This window comes from Pseudomonas sp. Tun-23181 (genome assembly GCF_057415455.1).
Genome location: NZ_CM171630.1, coordinates 3,357,476 through 3,378,741, shown reverse-complemented (window position 1 = coordinate 3,378,741; position 21,266 = coordinate 3,357,476). Strand labels below are relative to the sequence as shown.

Annotated in this window: 17 protein-coding genes; 9 read left to right on the top strand and 8 right to left on the bottom strand. The window is 63.4% G+C overall.

Annotated elements, in window-relative coordinates:
• Positions 1 to 11: 11 nt before the first annotated feature.
• The 5 genes from tauD to ACDI39_RS16035 all read right to left on the bottom strand — a co-directional run bounded on the left by tauD (position 12) and on the right by ACDI39_RS16035 (position 5,405).
• Positions 12 to 845: a taurine dioxygenase gene (gene tauD, locus ACDI39_RS16055; RefSeq protein WP_225786658.1), complete on the bottom strand. Its 834-nt coding sequence runs from the start codon at positions 843 to 845 to the stop codon at positions 12 to 14.
• A gap of 46 nt (positions 846 to 891) precedes the next feature.
• The gene (tauC, locus tag ACDI39_RS16050; RefSeq protein WP_253080298.1) at positions 892 to 1,731 is read right to left on the bottom strand and encodes a taurine ABC transporter permease TauC; all 840 of its coding nucleotides are present in this window, start codon (positions 1,729 to 1,731) and stop codon (positions 892 to 894) included.
• Entirely contained in the window at positions 1,728 to 2,522 is a 795-nt protein-coding gene (gene tauB, locus ACDI39_RS16045; protein ID WP_225786656.1) for a taurine ABC transporter ATP-binding subunit, read from the bottom strand. The genes tauC and tauB overlap by 4 nt, the downstream gene beginning before the upstream one ends.
• A gap of 13 nt (positions 2,523 to 2,535) precedes the next feature.
• Positions 2,536 to 3,507 (bottom strand): taurine ABC transporter substrate-binding protein, encoded by a 972-nt coding sequence (gene tauA / locus ACDI39_RS16040; RefSeq protein WP_486536937.1) that lies wholly within the window; start codon positions 3,505 to 3,507, stop codon positions 2,536 to 2,538.
• Positions 3,508 to 4,100: 593 nt separating this feature from the next.
• Complete coding sequence (locus ACDI39_RS16035; RefSeq protein ID WP_010793081.1) at positions 4,101 to 5,405, bottom strand: IS1380-like element ISPa33 family transposase; 1,305 nt, start codon at positions 5,403 to 5,405, stop codon at positions 4,101 to 4,103.
• 177 nt (positions 5,406 to 5,582) lie between these two features.
• On the opposite strand from ACDI39_RS16035, the gene ACDI39_RS16030 reads away from it, so the two are divergent.
• The 9 genes from ACDI39_RS16030 (at position 5,583) to ACDI39_RS15990 (ending at position 13,388) form a co-directional block, all read left to right on the top strand.
• Positions 5,583 to 6,914, top strand: a complete 1,332-nt coding sequence (locus ACDI39_RS16030; protein WP_368815493.1) for an OprD family porin — start codon at positions 5,583 to 5,585, stop codon at positions 6,912 to 6,914.
• A gap of 156 nt (positions 6,915 to 7,070) precedes the next feature.
• On the top strand, positions 7,071 to 7,709 hold the full coding sequence (locus ACDI39_RS16025; protein WP_225786653.1) for a peroxiredoxin: 639 nt from the start codon (positions 7,071 to 7,073) through the stop codon (positions 7,707 to 7,709).
• 543 nt (positions 7,710 to 8,252) lie between these two features.
• Positions 8,253 to 8,498, top strand: a complete 246-nt coding sequence (locus ACDI39_RS16020; protein WP_253080296.1) for a DUF3077 domain-containing protein — start codon at positions 8,253 to 8,255, stop codon at positions 8,496 to 8,498.
• A 167-nt stretch (positions 8,499 to 8,665) separates the two neighbouring features.
• Entirely contained in the window at positions 8,666 to 9,259 is a 594-nt protein-coding gene (gene ssuE / locus ACDI39_RS16015; protein ID WP_225786651.1) for an NADPH-dependent FMN reductase, read from the top strand.
• A gap of 92 nt (positions 9,260 to 9,351) precedes the next feature.
• Positions 9,352 to 10,317 carry a sulfonate ABC transporter substrate-binding protein gene (locus ACDI39_RS16010; protein WP_225786650.1) on the top strand — a complete coding sequence of 322 codons (966 nt, stop codon included), beginning with the start codon at positions 9,352 to 9,354 and terminating at the stop codon, positions 10,315 to 10,317.
• A gap of 57 nt (positions 10,318 to 10,374) precedes the next feature.
• On the top strand, positions 10,375 to 11,523 hold the full coding sequence (ssuD, locus tag ACDI39_RS16005) for an FMNH2-dependent alkanesulfonate monooxygenase (RefSeq protein ID WP_225786649.1): 1,149 nt from the start codon (positions 10,375 to 10,377) through the stop codon (positions 11,521 to 11,523).
• Positions 11,524 to 11,533: 10 nt separating this feature from the next.
• Positions 11,534 to 12,331: an aliphatic sulfonate ABC transporter permease SsuC gene (gene ssuC / locus ACDI39_RS16000; RefSeq protein ID WP_225786648.1), complete on the top strand. Its 798-nt coding sequence runs from the start codon at positions 11,534 to 11,536 to the stop codon at positions 12,329 to 12,331.
• A complete protein-coding gene (ssuB, locus tag ACDI39_RS15995; protein ID WP_253080293.1) occupies positions 12,328 to 13,140 on the top strand; it encodes an aliphatic sulfonates ABC transporter ATP-binding protein in 813 nt (270 codons plus the stop codon). The genes ssuC and ssuB overlap by 4 nt, the downstream gene beginning before the upstream one ends.
• A 32-nt stretch (positions 13,141 to 13,172) precedes the next feature.
• A complete protein-coding gene (locus ACDI39_RS15990; protein WP_003255829.1) occupies positions 13,173 to 13,388 on the top strand; it encodes a TOBE domain-containing protein in 216 nt (71 codons plus the stop codon).
• 67 nt (positions 13,389 to 13,455) lie between these two features.
• Here ACDI39_RS15990 and ACDI39_RS15985 read toward each other — a convergent pair whose 3' ends face one another.
• From ACDI39_RS15985 to gshA, 3 genes are all read right to left on the bottom strand, one after another.
• Positions 13,456 to 18,942 carry a dermonecrotic toxin domain-containing protein gene (locus ACDI39_RS15985; RefSeq protein WP_225786646.1) on the bottom strand — a complete coding sequence of 1,829 codons (5,487 nt, stop codon included), beginning with the start codon at positions 18,940 to 18,942 and terminating at the stop codon, positions 13,456 to 13,458.
• A gap of 78 nt (positions 18,943 to 19,020) precedes the next feature.
• Positions 19,021 to 19,656, bottom strand: a complete 636-nt coding sequence (locus tag ACDI39_RS15980) for a TetR/AcrR family transcriptional regulator (RefSeq protein WP_225786645.1) — start codon at positions 19,654 to 19,656, stop codon at positions 19,021 to 19,023.
• Positions 19,656 to 21,233 (bottom strand): glutamate--cysteine ligase, encoded by a 1,578-nt coding sequence (gshA, locus tag ACDI39_RS15975; RefSeq protein ID WP_225786644.1) that lies wholly within the window; start codon positions 21,231 to 21,233, stop codon positions 19,656 to 19,658. The genes ACDI39_RS15980 and gshA overlap by 1 nt, the downstream gene beginning before the upstream one ends.
• Positions 21,234 to 21,266: the final 33 nt, after the last annotated feature.

Sequence of the window (21,266 nt, the reverse complement as noted above, 5' to 3'; positions counted from 1 at the left end):
CACGAGGCCCTTCAGAACGGCACATCCCCAAGAATGGTCGCCCGGTGCATCACCCGCCGCTGCGGCCGGTAGTCGTCCACCGCGTAATGCTGGGTCACACGGTTGTCCCAGAACGCCACGTCATGCTCCTGCCATCTCCAGCGAATGCTGAACTCCGGCCGTGTGGCATGGGCGAACAGCAGCTTGAGCAGCGCCTCGCTCTCATGCTCGTTCAATTCGTTGATCCGTGTAGTGAACCCTTCGTTGACGAACAGCGCCTTGCGCCCGCTCACCGGGTGGGTGCGCACCACCGGGTGCGACAACGGTGGGTTGTTGCGCCGGGTCGCCTCCCAGCGTGCCAGGTCTTCGGGGGTGGTGCCGAAGCGCTCCAGGGGGAACGACTTGGTGAAGTCATGCGTGGCGGTCAGGCCGTCGAGCAGCGCCTGCAATGGCGCCGACAGCGCTTCGAAGGCGGCGATGCCGCTGGCCCACAGGGTGTCTCCGCCAAAGGCTGGCAACTGCTTGGCGCTGAGCACCGCGCCCAGCGCCGGCGTCGGCAGGAAGGTGACGTCGGTGTGCCACACGGCATTGTCGCGTACATCGGTGACCGCCGTGTCGAGGACCAGCACCTGTGGGGTGTCCGGCACGTTGGGGTAGATCGGGTGGATGTGCAGGTCGCCGAAGCGCGCGGCGAAGTTCGCCTGCTGTACCGGCTCGATCGGCTGGTCGCGGAAGAACAGTACCTGGTGTTCGAGCAACGCCTGCTCGATGGCATCGCGCTGTTCGGCGCTGATGTCGCGGGTGAGGTCCACGCCGCTGATCTGGGCGCCGAGCGCCGGGCTGAGGGGGGTGACGATCAGGCTCATGTCGGTTGCTTTCCTAGGCGCCGGGGTGCCGGCGTGGTCAGTGTCATCAGTGGCTCTGCCCGTGCCAGGGCACCAGCTTGCGTTGCAGGGCGCGCAGGCCCATCTCCAGGGCGAAGGCGATCAGGGCGATCAGCAGGATCCCCAGCACCACCACGTCGGTGACCAGGAACTGCGCCGCCGACTGCACCATGAAGCCCAGGCCGCTGGTGGCGGCGATGAGCTCGGCGGCCACCAGGGTCGACCAGCCGACACCCAGGCCGATGCGGATGCCGGTGAGGATGTCGGGCAGGGCGCTGGGCAGGATCACGTGGCGGATCAGCTGGGCCTTGCTGGCGCCCAGGGACTGCGCCGCGCGCAGCCTGGCCGGATCGACGGTGCGCACGCCGGTGGCCGTGGCGATGGCGATTGGGGCGAAGATCGCCAGGTAGATCAGCAGCACCTTCGACAGCTCGCCGATGCCGCACCAGATCACGATCAGCGGCAGGTAGGCCAGCGGAGGGATCGGCCGGTAGAACTCGATCAGCGGGTCGAGGATGCCGCGGGCCACACGGTTATGGCCGATGGCGAGGCCGACCGGGATGGCGCTGAGCACCGCGGCGCCCAGGGCCAGGCCGATGCGCCCGAGGCTGGCGCCCAGGTGTTGCCAGAGGCTGGCGTCCATGTAGCCCTGGCTCAGCAGTGTCCAGGCCTTGGCCAGGATGTCGGCGGGCGAGGGCAGGAACAGCGGCTCGATCCAGCCGGCCGCGGTCACCAGCCACCAGGCCAGCAGCAAGGTGGCCAGGGTCAGGGCGCTGATCCAGCGGGTCGGCAGCGCGCGGCGTGCCTTGGCGGAGGGGTGTGGCCGGGCGTTGCGCTTGGCGGCGACCGGCAGGTCCAGGCTGCTCATGCGGACTCCTGCCGACGGGCGGCTTCGCGTTGGGAGAACACCCGCGCCAGTACGTGCTCGCGGGTCTCGATGAAGCGTGGGTGGGACTTGATCGCCCGCGCCGGCTCACCGGCGGCGTAGCGCTGGCCGAAGTCCAGCTGCAGGCGCTCGACCACGCGCCCCGGGTTGGGCGCCAGCAACACCAGTTCGCTGGCGAGGAACACGGCTTCCTCGATGTCGTGGGTGATCAGGAACACCGGCTTGGCGGTGCGTTGCCAGACTTGCAGCAACAGCTCCTGCATCTGTTCGCGGGTGAAGGCGTCGAGGGCGCCGAAGGGTTCGTCCATCAACAGCACCCGAGGGTCGGCCGCCAGCGCTCGGGCCAGGCCCACGCGCTGTTTCTGGCCGCCGGAGAGTTGCCAGATGCGCCGCTCGCCGAAGCCGGCGAGGTCGACCAGGGCGAGCATTTCGCGGGCCTTGGCCTCGCGCTCGGCGCGGGGCACTCCAGCGAGTTCCAGGCCAAAGGCGACGTTGCTCAGCACGTCCTGCCAGGGCAGCAAGGCGTCGTCCTGGAACACCACGCCGCGCTCGGCGCCCGGGCCCTGCACCGGCGCGCCATCGAGGGTGATGCGCCCACCGCTGGGGGCGACGAACCCGGCGATCAGGTTGAGCAGCGAGGTCTTGCCGCTGCCGGAGGGGCCCAGGGCTACCAGCAGTTGGCGGGGGCCGAGGTTCAGGTTGATATCGGCCAGCACCGGGGTGGTGGCGCCGGGGTACTGTGCGCTGATGCGCTCCAGTTCGAGCAAGGCCATGGCAGGCTCCGGATCAGTTGGGGAGGTATTGCGCGCTGACGTAGGGCGAGTAGTCCGGCAGTACCGCCTCGACCTTGCCTTGCTGCTTGAGGAAGGTGGCGGTGTCGGTCAGCGCCTGGGTGGTCGGTGCACCGAGCGCGCTGGCCTGGTCGGCGGCCAGGGGGTAGACGTTGCCCTGCAGCAGCACCGGGATATCGGCGGGCTTGGCGCCGGAAAGCTTGGCCAGCTTGGCGACGTTGTCCGGGTTGGCCAGCCAGGCCTGTGGGTCCTTGCCGTAGTCGGCGTAGGCGTCGAGGGTCACCTTGGCGAACGACTTGACGATGTCCGGGTGCTTGGCGGCGAAGTCCTTGCGCACGATCCAGGCGTCGAAGGTCGGTGCGCCTTTCTCGGCCAGCTCGCCAGAGGTGATCAGCACCTTGCCGTTCTCCTTGGCCACGCCCAGGGCAGGGTCCCAGACGTAGGTGGCGTCGATGTCGCCACGTTTCCAGGCGACGATGATCGCCGGTGGCGCCAGGTTGAGGATCTGCACCTTGGCCGGGTCGATGTTCCAGTTCTTCAGGGCGGCCAGCAGGCTGTAGTGGCCGGTGGAGACGAAGGGCACGGCGACTTTCTTGCCGACCAGGTCCTGCGGCGTCTTGATGCCATCGCGGGCGACCAGGGCTTCGCCGGCGCCGATCTGCGTGGCGATCAGGAAGGTTTCCACCGGCAGCTTGCGGGTGGCCGCGGCGGCCAGCGGGCTGGAGCCCAGGTAGCCGATCTGCACGTCGCCGGAGGCCACGGCGGTGATCACGTCGGCGCCGTTGTCGAACTTGCGCCAGTCGATGCTGGCCTGGCTGGCCTTTTCATAGGTGCCATCGACCTGGGCGACCTTGGCGGGGTCGACGGTGGTCTGGTAGGCCACCGTCAGGTCGGCTGCCTGGGCGAACCAGCTGGCGCCGGCCAGGGTCAGGGCGGCGAACAGGCGCAGCGGAGCGTGCGGGATCATGGGAGGACTCCTCGTCAGGCAATCAGGGTGATGGATGGCGAGAGGCTAAATGATCTAAGAAATTAAAAATAAATAACTTTTTAGCATTAGCTTAGGAGCCAATCGCTTTAAGCCTGGGGCGGCAGGCTGACGGGACGTGATCTTGCGCAATGGCGAAACGGGAGAGGCCTGCTAGGCTTTCCGGGCTTTGCTGGAGGGTGATGACGGTTATAGGCAAACGTTTGCAAATAACCTAAAGGAATGGTAGCCGGGTGCCGATACAACTTTTGGCAGTAAAGGTTCCTAGATTATTCCTTAAAAGTCTTAGGAATTCATAAAACAGTCATTTTGGATTTATAGGATTGTCATTATCCTGTAGCGCAGGCGGCGTCTTAGACCAAAGTCGTGAAATGATTGGTAACGATTGACTTCACGACCACTCTTTGGTGCTAACCCGGATTTCTCATGAGGCCGGCAGGCGTGGCCGGTGAAGCCTCGGCGTATCAACAACCTGCCTTCCACCGCTAAAAATTGATCGTTTTTTATTCAATTCCCGCGTATGGGGCGCACTGCCCCCTTTCCCCCATTGAGCCGGGCCGGGGGCGCCCGCCTGTTCAGGTCGGCTTGAGGCGGGCAACCAGCCCCGCAAAGAGTTCCTGATGCGGATAGGCCTCGCTGATCAGCACGCGGATGCGCCGGCTGTTGCGAATGATCACCGCACCGATCTTGAGCAGTTTCAAGCGCAGGTTATGGATGCTCATGCGCGCCAATGCGGTGCCCTGGAGATGATCGCGTAGCCGTTCGAACAGCACATAGGCAAAGGCCGACAGCATCAGCCGCCACTGGTTGGTCCACCAGCGTGGGCTGGAGGTGCGGTCGGCGAACAGATCCAACTGTTGGTCCTTGATCCGATTCTCCATGTCGCCACGGCCGCAGTAGTCTTCGTAGTACTGCTGGGCAGCATCCTCGGCAAAGCGGGACACGACGATGAAGCGTGGATTGGCACCCTGCTCGCCATGTTCCAGGCGCGACACGACCAGGCGGCGCCTACGCCAACTACCGGCCTGATAGAGGAAGCGATACACGCCGGACATCTTCTGCCCGGTTTCTTGGTAGGCCTCGGCGACCGCTTGCATGGCCGGCGCCGCCATCCGCTGCAGGCGGGTGTTGCGGGCCAGACCCACCACATAATCCACCTGCTTGCGGTCACACCAGTCGAGCATGCGATGTCGGCAAAAACCGCCGTCACCGCGGAACACGATGCGGGTCTCTGGCCAGAAGCGGCGAATGAACTTGACCAGCAGTGCCAGGATGGCCCAACTGTGTCGGGCGCCATCGATGTTGCTCGGGCGCAAATAGCTCACCAGCAGATGGCGACCACAGAACACATAGAGCGGCAGGAAGCAGTAATGGTCGTAATAGCCATGGAAGAAGCGCCCTTCCTGATCTCCATGCACCGGCACATCGGTCGCATCGAAGTCGAGCACGATCTCAGCCGGCGCCTGGTCATGCTGGGCGATGAAGTGCTCCCACAGCAGGCGATGGGCTTGCACCACCGTTTCGCGATCGGCTTGCTGTTCCAGGCGCCCCAGAGTGGATTTGCCGGCCAGCGGTTGCAGGCGGTTGACCGCAGTCTGCAGCGCGTAGTCATGGCGCAGGCCGTCATGATCGTTGAGATCCTCGTAGCCGGCGGCCAGTGCATAGATACGCTGGGCGAGCAGTGTCTGCAGTCCATGCTGGACACGCCCAGGATCACGCCGATCGGGAACGATTTTGGCCAGGCGGCGGGTCAAGCCATGTTGCCGGTCGACCTCGCGCAGCAGCAACAAGCCCGCATCCGAGGTGATGTGACCACCGGTGAAAGAGGCCTCGACGAGGCGGCGAGAGAGGGGTGAAAAGTGGAGTTTTTCTGGTAGCATTTTGTGCGCGGCTGAAGACTTATGGGGCTTTGTTTGGCGACAAGAATCATAAGGCTTTCAGCCGTTTTTGTTTATGCGGTCATGAGAAATCCGGGCTAAATCGCCCATCCCGGGTGAGCGGGGCAGAAGATCCCGCCGCCAGAGACGCACAAGAATTAGAACGTAGAGGAGCAAAACATGTACAAGTCCAGCCTGGCCCTGGCCGTGGCACTGGGGGTTCTCGCCCAACAAGCAAGCGCAGCCGGTTTCATCGAGGACAGCAAGCTGTCCCTGAGCTCGCGCACCATGTACTTCAACGACGATAACCGCGAAGGCGGTGCCGACCAGAAAGAAAGTGGCCAGGGCTTCAAGCTCGACTACCTGTCTGGCTTTACCGAAGGCACCGTAGGTTTTGGCGTTGATGTTCAAGCGCTGTGGGGCATTCACCTGGATGGTGGCCGTGGCAGCCGTCCAGATGCCAACAACACGTTCTTCCCAAGTGATTCCGACGGTTCGGCCGTCCACAATTGGGCCCGCATCGGTGGTAACGCCAAGGCGCGCTTCTCGAAGACCGAGGCTCACTTCGGTAGCGCCCTGGCGCCGAACCTGCCGATCCTGGTCTCCAACGACGGTCGTCTGCTGCCGCAGACCTTCGAAGGTGGCACCATCACCTCGAAGGAAATCGACAACCTGACCATCAATGCCGGTCAGCTGACCCACGCCATGGGCCGTGCTTCGAGCAACCGTACCGGCCTGTCGGTCGCTGGCGCCTCGGCTGACAGCAACAAGTTCCGCTTCGGTGGCGTGGACTGGAAAGTCACTCCAGACCTGACCCTGCAGTACTACTACTCGAACCTCGAAGACTTCTACAAACAGCACTTCCTGGGTGCGACCCACGTCTTCAAGATCTCCGACGATTCGTCGTTCAAGACCGACCTGCGCTACTTTGACAGCAGCAGCGACGGTAAGAACGGCGACGGCGGCGGCTACAACTTCAACAACAACGGTGGTTATGCCAAGAACACCGGCGAGGTCGACAACAGGACCTGGTCTGCCATGTTCACCTACACCCTGGGTGGCCATGCGTTGATGGTCGGCCATCAGCAAGTCAGCGATGACGGCGGTTTCGTCTGGCTGAACCAAGGCAACGTCGAAGATGGCAACGGCAACCTGGAAGGCGCTGGCGGTGCCAGCTTCTACCTGTTCACCGATAGCATGATCAACCAGTTCGCACGTGCGGGTACCAACACCACCTTCGGTCAGTACAGCTATGACTTCGCCCGTGTCGGCGTACCTGGCCTGAAAGCGTCGGTCGCTTACCTGCGTGGTACCGACATCCGTAACGCTTCCGGCAACGGTACCTACCATGAGTGGGAACGTGATGCGCGGATCGACTACGTGATCCAGGAAGGTACCCTCAAGGGCCTGGGCGCCAGCCTGCGTCACGGCGTCTACCGTGGCGAGGGCGAAGCTCCGGTCGACAAGGACCAGACCCGCTTCATCGTCAACTACACTTACAGCTTCATGTAAGTCGTAGCTGCATACAAAAGCCTCGCCTAGTGCGAGGCTTTTTTGTGATCGTGATTTCGTATGCTTTGTGGTTATAAATAAATCGATATTTATTCTTTTTGTTTTGCATTGGATACAGGCACATTGAACCCATAACGCAGACACAGGAGCCCCACCATGAGCCTCAAACTCGGCGACATCGCCCCCGACTTCGAACAGGATTCCAGCGCCGGCAAGATCCGTTTCCACGAATGGCTGGGCGACAGCTGGGGCGTACTGTTCTCCCACCCGGCCGACTTCACCCCGGTGTGCACCACCGAACTGGGCCTGACCGCCAAGCTCAAGGAGGACTTCGCCCAGCGCGGCGTCAAGGCCATCGCCCTGTCGGTGGACCCGGTCGAGTCGCATACCCGCTGGATCGATGACATCAACGAGACCCAGAACACTGTGGTCAACTTCCCGATCATCGCCGACGCCGACCGCAAGGTTTCCGACCTGTACGACCTGATCCACCCCAATGCCAGCGACACCCTGACCGTACGTTCGCTGTTCGTCATCGACCCGAACAAGAAGGTGCGCCTGACGATCACCTACCCGGCCAGCACCGGGCGCAACTTCAACGAGATCCTGCGGGTGATCGACTCGTTGCAACTGACCGACAACCACAAGGTCGCCACGCCGGCCAACTGGCAGGATGGCGACGAGGTGGTGATCGTGCCGTCGTTGAAGGACGAGGACGAGATCAAGCAGCGCTTCCCGAAAGGCTACCGGGCGGTGAAACCCTATCTGCGGCTGACTCCGCAACCCAATCGTTGAGAATCCTTCGTTGCATTGCTCTTAGCCATAGCAGGGATCTTCGGGCCGTTTCGACGGCCCTTTTTTATGGGCGCAATCTTGTGGGTGAATCGGAGCGATGGTTCTTGGGGCCGCTCTGCGGCCCCACATGCATTGCCCCAATTTGTCGGACATTTCCGATCCTGAAACGAATTGCTTCAGTTCATCGTAATTAGCGAACTATCCTACGTGCCTGCCGGAAACCGCCGCATTGTTGGTGCAATGCCCCGGGGATAATTTCACCGGGTCGTCATATTTGGCGACCGGGGGTGAGATCCCGGAGCTACAAGCGGCCTTTCCTGTTATGGCAGCCGTGTTCGGGCAGACTTCGGTCTGACCGGGTTTCTTGTGCCCCGGATCTCACCCCGTACACGGCTGCCACCCTTCGTCTTGTGAGATTGACGATGGTGGTGACTTCCTGAAATCGCACAAGAGTCTCTGCCATGAAGAAGATCGTCCCCGATCCACCGCACTCTCCTGATTTTCCCGCCGACAACCACCTCCGCCCATATCAGGAGCAAGGCGATGACCGATAGCCCCTGGAAGACGGCAGGTGTCCAGACCTGCCTGGATACGTATCGCATCCAGCCCGGCATTCCATTCCAAACGGCCTTCAGCGAACTCTCCGTATTGCTCGGCTGCATCCGTCATCTGGCCTGTGAAGCGGAAATGGAGGGCGACCTGATCGCTGGCAGCGCCACCCGGATCCTCAGCGCCATGGCCAAGGCGTTGATCGATGACATGGAGATCGGGATGAACCGGGAACGGTGATTCGACTCAGGGGCCGCTCTGCGGCCCCAAATGGCAAAACAAAAAATGGAATAAACAAATGAAAAAATATGATTTCTAGATATATATGGTGAGCTGTTAATGTCACCTCATCCAGCGGGGCCCACAAACCCCGCGGCCATGTAACAGAATTCAAGGACGCGTCTTCCATGCTGGTCGTTTCTCTCGGCGGTAGCCCCAGTACCCGTTCACGCTCCGGCGTGCTTCTCGATCGTTCACGCCAATGGCTGCAGGACCGTGGTGTCGAGGTGGTGACCTTCCAGGTGCGTGAGTTCGCCGCCGAGGACCTGCTGCATGCGCGCTTCGACAGCCCGCAGGTACGGCACTTCAACGCGCTGGTCGCCCAGGCCGACGGCCTGGTGGTCGCCACCCCGGTGTACAAGGCCTCCTTCGCCGGAGCCTTGAAAACCCTGCTCGACCTGCTGCCCGAGCGCGCCCTGGAGCACAAGGTGGTACTGCCGATCGCCACCGGTGGCAGCATCGCCCACATGCTGGCGGTGGATTACGCGCTCAAGCCGGTGCTGTCGGCGCTCAAGGCCCAGGAGACGCTGCAGGGCATCTTCGCCGACGACAGCCAGGTCGCCTACGGCGAGCACGGCCAGCCGGCGCGGCTGAGCGAAGCCCTGGAAGAGCGCCTGCAGGATTCGCTGGAACTGTTTCACAGCGCCCTGGCCCGACGGCCCAAGCCCGTGGCTCCTGGCGTGCTCAACGAACGCCTGCTCAGTGCCCGCTGGAGCATCTGAGCTGGTAATACCGCTTCACTGTTTTCCCCACCTTACTCGCCCGCCAACGGGCAAGCAGGTGCAACCCGAACCCCATCGCACAGGAGAGCGCCATGCGCACAGTCTTCTTGCGTCGAGGTCTGGTCGCCCTGTTTGCGGCGGCTGTGTCCTTCGGCGCCATCACCCAGGCACAGGCCGAGAGCTTGCGCATCGGCTACCAGAAATACGGCACCCTGGTGCTGCTCAAGGCCAAGGGCACGCTGGAGAAGCGCCTGGCAGAGCAGGGCGTGCAGGTGCAATGGACCGAGTTCCCCGGCGGCCCGCAGTTGCTCGAAGGGCTGAACGTCGGCTCCATCGACTTCGGCGTCACCGGCGAGACGCCGCCGGTGTTCGCCCAGGCCGCCGGGGCCGACCTGCTCTATGTCGCCTATGAGCCGCCTGCCCCGCACAGCGAGGCGATCCTCGTGCCCAAGGGCTCGCCGATCCAGTCGGTGGCGCAGCTCAAGGGCAAGAAGGTCGCCCTCAACAAAGGCTCCAACGTCCACTACCTGCTGGTGCGCGCCCTGGAAGAGGCGGGCCTGAAGTACAGCGATATCCAACCGGTCTACCTGCCACCGGCCGATGCCCGCGCCGCCTTCGAGCGCGGCAGCATCGACGCCTGGGTGATCTGGGACCCGTACCAGGCCGCCGCCGAGCAGCAACTGCAGGCGCGCACCCTGCGTGACGGCAAGGACCTGGTCGACAACCACCAGTTCTACTTGGCCACCCGCCAGTACGCGACCACCCATCCGGGCGTGATCGCCACCCTGGTCGACGAGGTGCGTGCCGTGGGCGAATGGTCCCAGGCCAACCCGCAGCAGGTCACCGACCAGGTGGCGCCGCTGCTCGGCCTGCCCGCCGACATCACCCTCACATCGGTCAAGCGCCAGGGCTACGGCGCGGCGCCACTTACCCCAGAGGTGGTGGTGGCCCAGCAGAAGATCGCCGACACCTTCCAGGCCCTGAAGCTGATTCCCAAGCCCTTGAGCATCAAGGACGTGATCTGGACACCGCCAGCCAAGGTCGCCATCGCGCCTTGACGATTCGCCTGTACCGGGGCACCGCCCCGGTTCGCACCCTTCGAGGAGACAACTCCAATGAGCCTTAACATTTTCTGGTTCCTTCCCACCCATGGCGACGGCAAGTACCTGGGAACCAACGAGGGCGCCCGCGCCGTCGACCACGGCTACCTGCAGCAGATCGCCCAGGCCGCCGATCGCCTGGGCTTCGGCGGGGTGCTGATCCCCACCGGCCGTTCCTGCGAGGACTCCTGGCTGGTGGCGGCATCGCTGATCCCGGTGACCCAGCGCCTGAAGTTCCTGGTGGCCCTGCGCCCAGGCATCATTTCGCCGACCGTGGCGGCGCGCCAGGCGGCGACCCTCGATCGCCTGTCCAATGGCCGCGCGCTGTTCAACCTGGTGACCGGTGGCGACCCGGACGAGTTGGCCGGCGACGGCCTGCACCTGAACCACCAGGAGCGCTACGAGGCGTCGGTGGAGTTCACCCGCATCTGGCGCAAGGTGCTCGAAGGCGAAGTGGTCGACTACGACGGCAAGCACATCCGGGTCAAGGGCGCCAAGCTGCTCTACCCGCCGATCCAGCAACCGCGTCCGCCGCTGTACTTCGGTGGCTCGTCGGAAGCCGCGCAGGACCTGGCTGCCGAGCAGGTCGAGCTGTACCTGACCTGGGGCGAGCCACCGGCCGCGGTGGCCGAGAAGATCGCCCAGGTGCGGGAGAAGGCCGCCGCGCAAGGCCGCCAGGTGCGCTTTGGCATCCGCCTGCACGTGATCGTGCGCGAAACCAACGAAGAAGCCTGGGGTGCCGCCGAAAAACTCATCTCGCACCTGGACGACGATACCATCGCCCGTGCCCAGGCCTCGCTGGCGCGCTTCGACTCCGTGGGCCAGCAGCGCATGGCTGCCCTGCACAACGGCAAGCGTGACCAGCTGGAAGTGAGCCCCAACCTGTGGGCCGGTGTCGGCCTGGTGCGCGGCGGTGCCGGCACGGCCCTGGTCGGCGATGGCCCGACCGTGGCGGCGCGGGTCAAGGAATATGCCGAGCTTGGCATCGACACCTTCATCTTCTCGGGGTATCCACACCTGGAGGAGTCGTACCGGGTCGCCGAGTTGCTGTTCCCGCACCTGGACGTCCAGCGCCCGGAAATCGCCAAGAGCGGCGGCTACGTGAGCCCGTTCGGCGAGATGGTGGCCAACGACATCCTGCCCAAGTCTGTGGCACAGAGCTGAGGGCCGGGCCATGAGTCGTACAACCTCCACCACCTGGCTGCAGCGCCTGGCGCCCTGGGCCTTGCCGCTGGCGCTGCTGGCGGTGTGGCAACTGGCGGTCGCCAGTGGCTGGCTGTCGACCCGCATCCTGCCGGCACCGAGCGCGGTGTTCGGCGCCGGCGTCGAGCTGGTACGCAGCGGGGAGATCTGGAGCCACCTGGCCATCAGCGGCTGGCGGGCGGCCCTGGGCTTCCTGATCGGCGGCAGCATCGGCCTGGTGCTGGGCTTCATCACTGGGCTCTCGAAGTGGGGCGAACGCCTGCTCGACAGCTCGGTGCAGATGATCCGCAACGTGCCGCACCTGGCGCTGATTCCGCTGGTGATCTTGTGGTTCGGCATCGACGAGTCGGCGAAGATCTTCCTGGTGGCGCTGGGGACGCTATTCCCCATCTACCTCAACACCTACCACGGCATCCGCAACGTCGACCCGGCGCTGGTGGAGATGGCGCGCAGCTATGGCCTGTCGGGCTTCGCCCTGTTCCGCCAGGTGATCCTGCCGGGCGCGCTGCCGTCGATCCTGGTGGGCGTGCGCTTCGCCCTGGGCTTCATGTGGTTGACCCTGATCGTCGCCGAAACGATCTCGGCCAACGCCGGCATCGGCTACCTGGCGATGAATGCCCGTGAATTCCTGCAAACCGACGTGGTGGTGCTGGCCATCGTCCTGTACGCCGTGCTCGGCAAGCTCGCCGACCTGGCCGCCCGCGGCCTGGAGCGTGTCTGGCTGCGCTGGCACCCCGCCTACCAGGCGGTGAAGAAGGAGGGCGCATGACCGTGCTCAACGAACAACCGCCGCGCCTGTTGCGCGGTATCCCCCTGGCGGCCAAGGACCTGCGCAAGACCTTTGGCCAGCGCGAAGTGCTGCGGGGCATCGACCTGCACATTCCGGCCGGCCAGTTCGTCGCCATCGTCGGCCGCAGTGGCTGTGGCAAGAGCACCTTGCTGCGCCTGCTGGCCGGGCTCGACCAGCCCAGCGGCGGTGAGTTGCTGGCCGGGGCCGCGCCCTTGGCCGAGGCCCGCGAGGACACCCGCCTGATGTTCCAGGACGCACGCCTGCTGCCCTGGAAGAAGGTGATCGACAACGTTGGCCTGGGGTTATCCGGCAACTGGCGCCCCCAGGCCCTGGAAGCCCTGGAGGCGGTCGGCCTGGCCGAGCGCGCCAACGAGTGGCCGGCGGCGCTGTCCGGTGGCCAGAAACAACGTGTCGCCCTGGCCCGGGCGCTGATCCACCAGCCGCGCCTGCTGCTGCTGGACGAGCCGCTCGGCGCCCTGGATGCCCTGACCCGTATCGAGATGCAGCAACTGATCGAGCGCCTCTGGCGCCAGCACGGCTTCACCGTGCTGCTGGTCACCCACGACGTCAACGAAGCCGTCGCTGTGGCCGACCGGGTGATCCTGATCGAGGACGGCGCCGTCGGCCTGGACCTGGTCGTCGACCTGCCAAGGCCCAGGGCGCGTGGCTCGCACCGCCTGGCAGCGCTGGAGAGCGAAGTCCTCAACCGAGTCCTGTCCGTCCCGGGCACACCCCCCGAGCCGGAACCTGTAGCCCCTCTGCCCACGCAACTGCGTTGGGCGCACTGAACCCCAGAAGCCATAGAGAAGGAATCAAAGCCATGACCATCAAAGCGATCAACGTGCGTAACCAATTCAAAGGCACCGTGAAGGAAATACTCGAAGGCCCGGTGCTGTCGGAAATCGACGTGCAGACTGCATCCGGTATCGTCACCTCGGTGATCACCACCCGCTCCGTGCGTGAGCTGGAGCTGCAGGTGGGCAGCGAGGTGATCGCCTTCGTCAAATCGACCGAGGTGTCCATCGCCAAGTTGTAATGTTGGCGAGCAGGGCTGCGTTGCAGCCCTTTCGTCACACAAGCCTATTGGCCGGCGGTGAGGCCCTTCAACGTGCTGATGGGCGCAGGCCTTCGAACAGCAGGTTCGCTTGCGCCTCGCTCACAGGGCCCCGCCATGCACCGCTTCCGGCTCCCAGATTCCGTTCGCTTGCCACTTTGATATGGCCGGCCTTCAGCCGGGCGAACCCTTGCACAGGCCGCTGTTCGAAGTGAAAGTGAACGTACCAGAGGGCTTCGCCGGTGATGCTATCGTCGACCCGGTATTCCTCAAGGTATTCGAGTGGCTTGCCTTTGCTGCTTCTGGCTGGTACCAGTTCACGAGACCAACGGACTTTTACCGCCTTTTGGTCCACCAGGTATGTCAGGTGATCTACAGTTGGCTGCTGTGTGGCTTTGGTTTGTTGCAGGCGCAGTCGCAGCCCTAGTGCATCCAGTTCATCGGCGGCTTGCCTTAGGCGCTGGACCAGTGCCGACTGGGCTTCAGAGAGCGCCTCGCCGATCTGGCGGACCATGTCGTCAGCCCCCTTTCGCAAGTTGCTGGCGTAACCTTCGGCCATGCTCTGCAGGTCTAAGGGCCGCATGTTCAACACTTGGTAGTGTTGTAGCTTGGCGTGTTGTGCGGGTACGTTCTTCAGCAGCCGCTTTGCTGCGGTTTCCAGTGCCTTGGTCGGTACTGACGGCATTCGTCTGTCGTGGTGGGTAGCTCGCCATGTGCCTTGTTCGGTTCGGGTGTACCTGGCATGGGGCTGACCGTTCAAATTATGGCTGACCTCCATGGCTGACTCGCCATTCACTACCCGCTCGTGACCGATGAACACTTGATGGTCATCCGTCTCGAATACACGGGGCCGGCTTTGTCCGCGGTTACTGGCAGGCCGGGCTGAGGTGGCCGGTGTGCCGAGTCCTTGTTCGATCTTGGCGATCAGATCTTGCAGTGCGTCGCGCACCTGTGCCGCTGCAGCCGTATCGATGAAGTCGCCGTAGGTGTCCTCCCAGATGCGAGTCTGGTTGATGAAGCTTTGATACTGTTCCTTGAACTGGTGCAGTGCACGGCGCTCCTGTGATCGGCTCATGACCGCCAGGTCCAGGTCGCCCTGGCTGAACAGGCTTGTGCGCAGGTCACGGACGTGTGGGTTGAAACGCCTCAGGAACAGCAGGCTCTCGTAGCTAAATGGCGCGGGCTTGACCAACAGCGCTACCTGGGCAGAGACACGTACGATTTGATAACCGGCAGGATTGAGCGGCATCTCGAGCTTCATGATGTCCTGGTCGTAAGCCGTAAGGTCTGCCCCCCTCAAATGGTTGCGAACACGGGCGTAGCGTACGAATTCGGCTTCCAACTTCTGTAATACCAGGACCAACTGTTGTGCATTATTCCTCAGTGCCGTCATATGGGCCTTTACTGCGGTTTCGGTCAATTGGTCTGTCAGCCCCTCCAGACGCGCCAATTCCCTGAAGTAGTTCTGCATTTGCTGCCGTTGCAAGCTGATCAGTTTGCTGTGCTGTTTGCGCAGGTCATATTTGAACTCGTCGGCAATCGCCTGGTAAGACCGACGGTCGATCTGTCTGCGCAGCGTTTGCAAACGCTCCAGGCTCCGCTCGTTGAAATCCACGAACTCCAGTAACTGGTCAACGGCTCGTGTCAGGGCTCGATCTATGGTGGCGGCATCTGCGCGGCTGCCGGTGATACCGTCGCGGGTCACCCCGCGAACTCGGTTGTAGTTCTCCATCGTCTCGGGCAAGGTACGATGGAAGTGCTGCCTTGTACGATGCATTTCAGTCAGGATGGCGCGCGGCGACTGGATCGCCGGGCGTGGCCTGAGGTAGCCGCGCACCGTCTCAAGGCCCCGGTTGTAAAGGGTGCTGAGGTAAGCACCGCCGCCAGCCAGACCTGCATCGACGATCCGCCCGCTGACGCTGCCGTGGCTTTGCCATACACCCTCCCCGTTGAGCCGAACAGGTTGCTTGTAGGAGCGGGTGGCGTTGCCTTTCAGTCGCCAGGTGTGGTGGGAAGCGTCCCATTCGACAGGGTAGAGCTGGCCTTGGTGGGCAATGTAGTCCTGCCCCGACTCGACATGCCGATGCACCCCGCTGCCCCATGGCTGGGGATGATCGCTCCAGCGCCCGGAGGGCGCATCGATCGCATAGCCGGTGAACGGATTGGAGTGTTCCATGCGCGGGAGGCTGGTGACATGAAACCCGCTCTGGCGCTGCCTCTGCAAGGTCCGCGCGCGGGCCAGGGCTGCCCCGCTGGTTGGTGCGGCCATCGGCCAAAGATCGAACAATGCATCGATCAGTGACAGGAACACGCTGTTCAGGTGCTCGACGCCTTGGCGTGGGTCGCCGCGCATGAAGGCGGCAACGGCTGCGTTGGCGGCGCTCCATCCGTCATAGAGGCCGACGGCCAGACCTACGCCTGGAACGAAGCCTAGTGCGAGCTTGATGTAGTCATATATCTGGCCGTGAAGCATGGCCTCGGTTTCAAGGTATAGGTCGCTCTGGCTGCGCGACGATGTTCGGTGACGGCGGATGAGCCGGCCCATTTCAAGACTGGCATGGAGCTGTGGCAGGGACTCGTTGCGTACCAGGCCCACGCCGATGAAGCCCGACACCTTGGCCAGCAGCGCAGCATTGAGGTAGGCGAGGTGGTCGGAGGCCTTGCCATCCACAGGCAGTTCCGCCAGATAAGTACGCATGTCTTGTTCGAGCGCCATGGTTTGCAGGGCCTCGATCGCCAATTGCGAGGTGGTGTACTGGCTGACGACCTTGCCGTTGGGCGCATCGGGTAGCAATAGCAGCACGGGCCCTGTTTCGGCGTACAACAAGGATGCGCCAGACAGCTCTACATCCGTGCGCGATCCGTCTGGGGCCGTGCCGGGCCGGAGGACCAGCGATCGATGCTTGACGGTTCTCGCCGCGGCAAGCGTAAGTTGCTCCTGGGCGAAACGCTCCAGGAGCGCTTGGCCTTGTGTATCGAGTGTTTGCTGGCCTAGGGCGATGATTCGCAGACGGTGTTCGAACGGTGCACGGAGCAGTTCCTGGCGACGTGCGGTCTCCCAGTCAGTCTCCCCTTCCAACCCTTTGAACGCCTGGAGTATCAGGCGTTCGTAGGCGCCAGCCAGGTCCAGCTCCTTGGCCAGGTTGGCAATGTAGGTGAGATCAAGGCCTTCGATGTGTACAGGCGTTTCGTCTGGGCCTGTGAGCCGCAGATGCGCATTGGTCAGGCGCATGGCCATATGGTCATCCGCTGCCCATAAGAGGAACGTTTCCAGCGTGATATCGCTGCGCTGTTCACTGAAGCGGTAAACGATCTTCTGGGCATGCCCCTGGCCAGAGCCGGGTATGGGTTCACGCTCCTGGAACACGTGGTCGGCCATGTTGAGCGTGATCTTGGGCACTTCAGTCAGATTGAAATCCTGGCGAACCCGCTTATGCATGGCCGCGCGTGCGAACCGGGCTCGCTCGGGCAGATCTCGGCTCATCAACTGATGGGTGGCAAACATGGCTTGGCGCAGTGCTTCGAGCTGCTTGGCCAACCGTGCTGCCTGCGAGGCATCGAGCCTGACTTTCGGGCTTAGCTGGGTGTGAATCTCTGCGGTGCGGTTTCTTTCGGCAAGGCGCTCGAATGCCAGGAGCCTGGCCATGTTCGTGCTGATGCCCAGGCGCTGCCTGAATATTTCATGGTGAGCCGCCGAGGCTGGCGTGTTCTCGCTGTGCAATGCGCTGAGCAGGGTTTGCACGCAGTAGTCGAAAAAATGTGTGCCGACGGGCACCTGTGATATCGCAGGCGTGCTGGTCTCGAGAAGTTGCAGCACGGTGGCAGGCTCATGAGGCCAAGTGCTGTCGAGCAAGGCATCTGGCCAGGCTCCCTGAAGTGTGTCGAGCAGGCCTTGGAACAATTGCTCTGGGTTGGCGAACGCCTTGAGCCCCCCGTCTTCTCCAGGCTTGTAGAGCAATATCGAAGTCTCTGGCGTTTGTTCCTGGTCGCTGGGTATGCCTTGGAGGGTAAGGTAACCCGTTAAATAAAAGTTGCGACCACCCAGGGTCAGCATCAGCGCGCTCGTTTCAACCGGGCGCAGATAACTGGGCTCGGGCTGTTCCACGACATATTGGGTCCAGGTCAACTGGGCTTGGGTCAACTCGCCGAGTCGCTGCTGCAGTCGGGCCTCCAGGAGCAGCCCTTGGCCAAGATGCTGACTGATGTGACTGAACCGGGAGGTGTCGCCATGGCGCTCGCTCCAAACCTGCGGGGTGAGCGTTGGCGGGAGTTTGTCGAACAACTGCGCAAGTTCCACACGCTGGCGTTCCAGCGTCGATTGAAGTGTTCTGAGCTCGGTAAGCTTGGCCGATTGGGGAGTTGACGCACCGTCCAGATAGCCGGCCAAGAGGTCCTCCTGGCGCTCGACTCGTTGCCTGCGCCAGCCGAACGGCAAGCGCGGGGCGAGCGAGTCGAAATGCACCTCTTGCGCTGCCAGATGCTCATCCGCCTGGATCAACTGGTTGATTTCAGCTTCGGTAGCGTTTGCCAGATCCTTTCGCATCCACTCGGCACGCTTTTCTTCCCAGGCCTCGAACGCGCTCCAGTCCAGAGGGTCGGTGCTACCTTCGGGGCCGGCCTGAACAAGGCGTCTCATACTCAACCCTTGATGGTCAGCCAGTGTGCTATCGAACATTCGAGCGAAGCCGTTGGCACCTATGTCTTGCAAGCTGATGAGGGTAAGGTCGGCGTTCTCCGCGAGGAGTGTTTCAGTGTCTGGCCAGATTATCTTTCGATGCTCGAACAACCAGCCCAGTAGCGCAGGTTCATGCTGGAACGCGCGTATGGCGCTATTGGCACCCGGCCTGTAGAGCAGCCAGCGGGTTTCGCCCGCTCTGGGCTTGACCAGCAAGGCATGGTTGCTAATTTTTCTATGGTTGGCGGGATGGTCCCAGCTTGCGAGTGCGTACTGGCTGTTTTCGTCCAACTGGCCATGGTCCCATGCCTGCGCACCTATGCGCTCGAGGGCAAAGGCAAGGTCCAGGCTATGGACGAAGTGCTCGTGCAGTAGCCGTTGGCCTTGTTGCCGGCGCGAAACGGCGTGCCCAGGCATACGCCCTTCCCAATAGTTGGATTGGGCATGCAAGTGGGCTGTGCCGATCAACGGGGTCAGGTGGGTTATCCAGTCTGCGCCGCTCCAGCGGTGGTACTCGGAGGTCTGTGCAAAACCCCAGGTTGACCAGGCGCTGAAAGCGTTGGCGAATGATGGGCTGACCAGAAGGCGGGCCGCGAAACCCAGCAGCGTGACTTGGCTGTCGCCATGCATGAGGCCGCAGCTTTCAGGGTCGGCCTGTATGTGCGTCTGCAATACCTGGCGCACAGTCGGACGCAGGCGGGGAGCTTGCTGGAGCAGCATGCGCAGTTCAGTGGCGAGCCGCAGCCGGTTCTGGTTGGCCGTGGCAAGGGCATTGCCGCGCCCGGCGGTTCTCCAGCCTACATCCTCGACGTCGAAGGAGGTGGTGGCGGGCTCGAAGGAGAGGTGGGAGTCATGTGTCATGCGATCACCGAAGTGGGTAGCCAGGAATGGAACCCGAATTTCAATGATCAGAGGGAAGGCGTGGGTGTTACATATTGCTCATGGATGCTGGCGCTTGGCCAGGAACGGCGGCAGGTACAGCCCCAGGTACGCCTCGAACACCCGCTTGCCTTCCTCGGCCATGCGCGGCGTGATCTGTTCATGCAATTGCACCGACCGGGCATAGACCCGGTCGCTCAACTCCATGGCCAGCGCGAACACATCCACATCCTTCGGCATCGCCGGCAACTGGAAGTGTTGGTCGAACAGCTTGTGCATCAGCTCGCCCAGCTCCATGTCGTGCTGGCGGTCGGCCTGGACCACTTCGCTCAGGCCATGCTGGGCGAGAATCAATTGGCGCGCCGCGGTGTCCTGGTTGTAGATCTCCAGCATGCGCTGCTCGATCAGCCGCGACAGGTCGTGCCAGGTGTCCAGCGTGGCCGTGTCGATCGGCGCGCGCAGGGCTTCGCGGAAGGCCCGGTGCACATCGGCGGTCAGGGCCTCCAGCAGGGCCGGGACGCTGGCGAAGAAGTGGTACACCGACGACGGCGGGATCTGCGCCCGCTCGGCCACGCTGTAGATCGACAGGCCTGCCACACCCTCGTGGGCCAGCAGCTCACGCGCTGCGGCGAGGATCGCGTCGATCCTCGCCTGGCTGCTGGCGCGTGGCTTGCGCGGGCCGGTGCTGCGGCTCATCAGTTGCTGATCGCCAGGATGCTGGCCTGGTAGGCACCGACGAACAGGTCGAAGTCGCCGACCTCCTGCTGCTCCAGGCGTGCCTGCTCGGCCAGGGACTGCCGGGCGAGGGTGTCGAACGCCTGCTGACGTTCGGCTGGCAGCGGCTGCTCGCGGAACGTCTCGGCGTGGGCCTGGCTCTGGCGCAGGGCGAAGCGCACGAAGCTTTCTTCGCGCTCGGTCATGCGTGCCAGCACCTGGGCCGAGGGCGTGAGGGCCGGGTCGTCGATCTTGGCCTGCTGGGCGGCCAGGGCCTTGGCATGCCCGTCGCCGCCCTGGGCGCGGTCGAGCAGCTCGGCCAGCGGCGCGATGCGGGTGATCAGCTCGCCGGCCCAGTCCTTCAGGCTGATCGGCTGGCCGTCACGGCGTAGCTCCAGCCCTGGGCGTCGGCCTTCCTTGACCACGGTGAGAAAGTTGCTGGTGCACTGGCCGCATTCGCCGTTGTCCAGCAGCGGGCTTTCATCCAGGGCACAGAACAGCAGGAACGCATCGAGGAAGCGTGCCTGGGACAGGTCGATGCCCACCGGCAGGAACGGGTTGATGTCCAGGCAACGCACCTCGACGTACTGCACGCCGCGGGCCATCAGGGCCTGGATAGGCCGCTCGCCGGTGTAGGTGACGCGCTTGGGGCGGATGTTCGAGTAGTACTCGTTCTCGATCTGCAGGATGTTGGTGTTCAACTGCACCCACTCGCCATCCTTGTGCGTGCCGATCGCCACATAGGGCGGATAGGGCGTGCCCACGGCCTTGCGCAGGCTGTCGGTGTAGCTGGCCAGGTTGTTGTAGCAGGGCGTCAGGCCCGCCTGGGCGTTGCTCTGGTAGCCCAGGTCGCTCATACGCAGGCTGGTGGCGTAGGGCAGGTACAGGGTCTCGGCGTCGAACTGCTCGAGCTGGTGCGGGCGGCCGCGCAGGAAGCCGGCATCCAGCGCCGGCGAGGCGCCGAACAGGTACATCAGCAGCCAGCTGTAGCGGCGGAAATTGCGGATCAGCGCGATGTAGGCCGCCGACTGGAAGTCGCGGTCGTTTTCATCGCTGCCTTCGGCCTGGCGCAGCAGCGGCCACAGGGCTTCGGGCAGGGAAAAGTTGTAGTGGATGCCGGCGATGCACTGCATGGTGCGGCCGTAGCGCAGGGCCAGGCCCTTGCGGTACACGTGCTTGAGCTTGCCGATGTTGGAGGTGCCGTACTCGGCGATCGGGATGTCATCCTCGGCCGGCAGCGCACAGGGCATCGACGGGCTCCACAGGTACTCGTCGCCGAGCCTGGAGTAGACGAAGCGGTGGATTTCCTCGAGGTTCTCGAGGACCTGGGCCGGGTCGGCCAGGGCTGGGGTGATGAACTCCAGCAACGACTCGGAGTAGTCTGTGGTGATCTGCTCGTTGGTCAGCGCCGAACCCAGGGCCTCCGGGTGCGGGGTCTGGGCCAGGCGACCTTCGTCGGTCACGCGCAGGCATTCGCGCTCAATACCGTGCAGGCACTGCTTGAGCAGGGGGAGATTGGCGCCGAGCAGGCTCAGGCGGCGGTTGAGGAGTTCGCTCAAGATGGATTCCTTCACGCGTCAGTCGCCCCAATA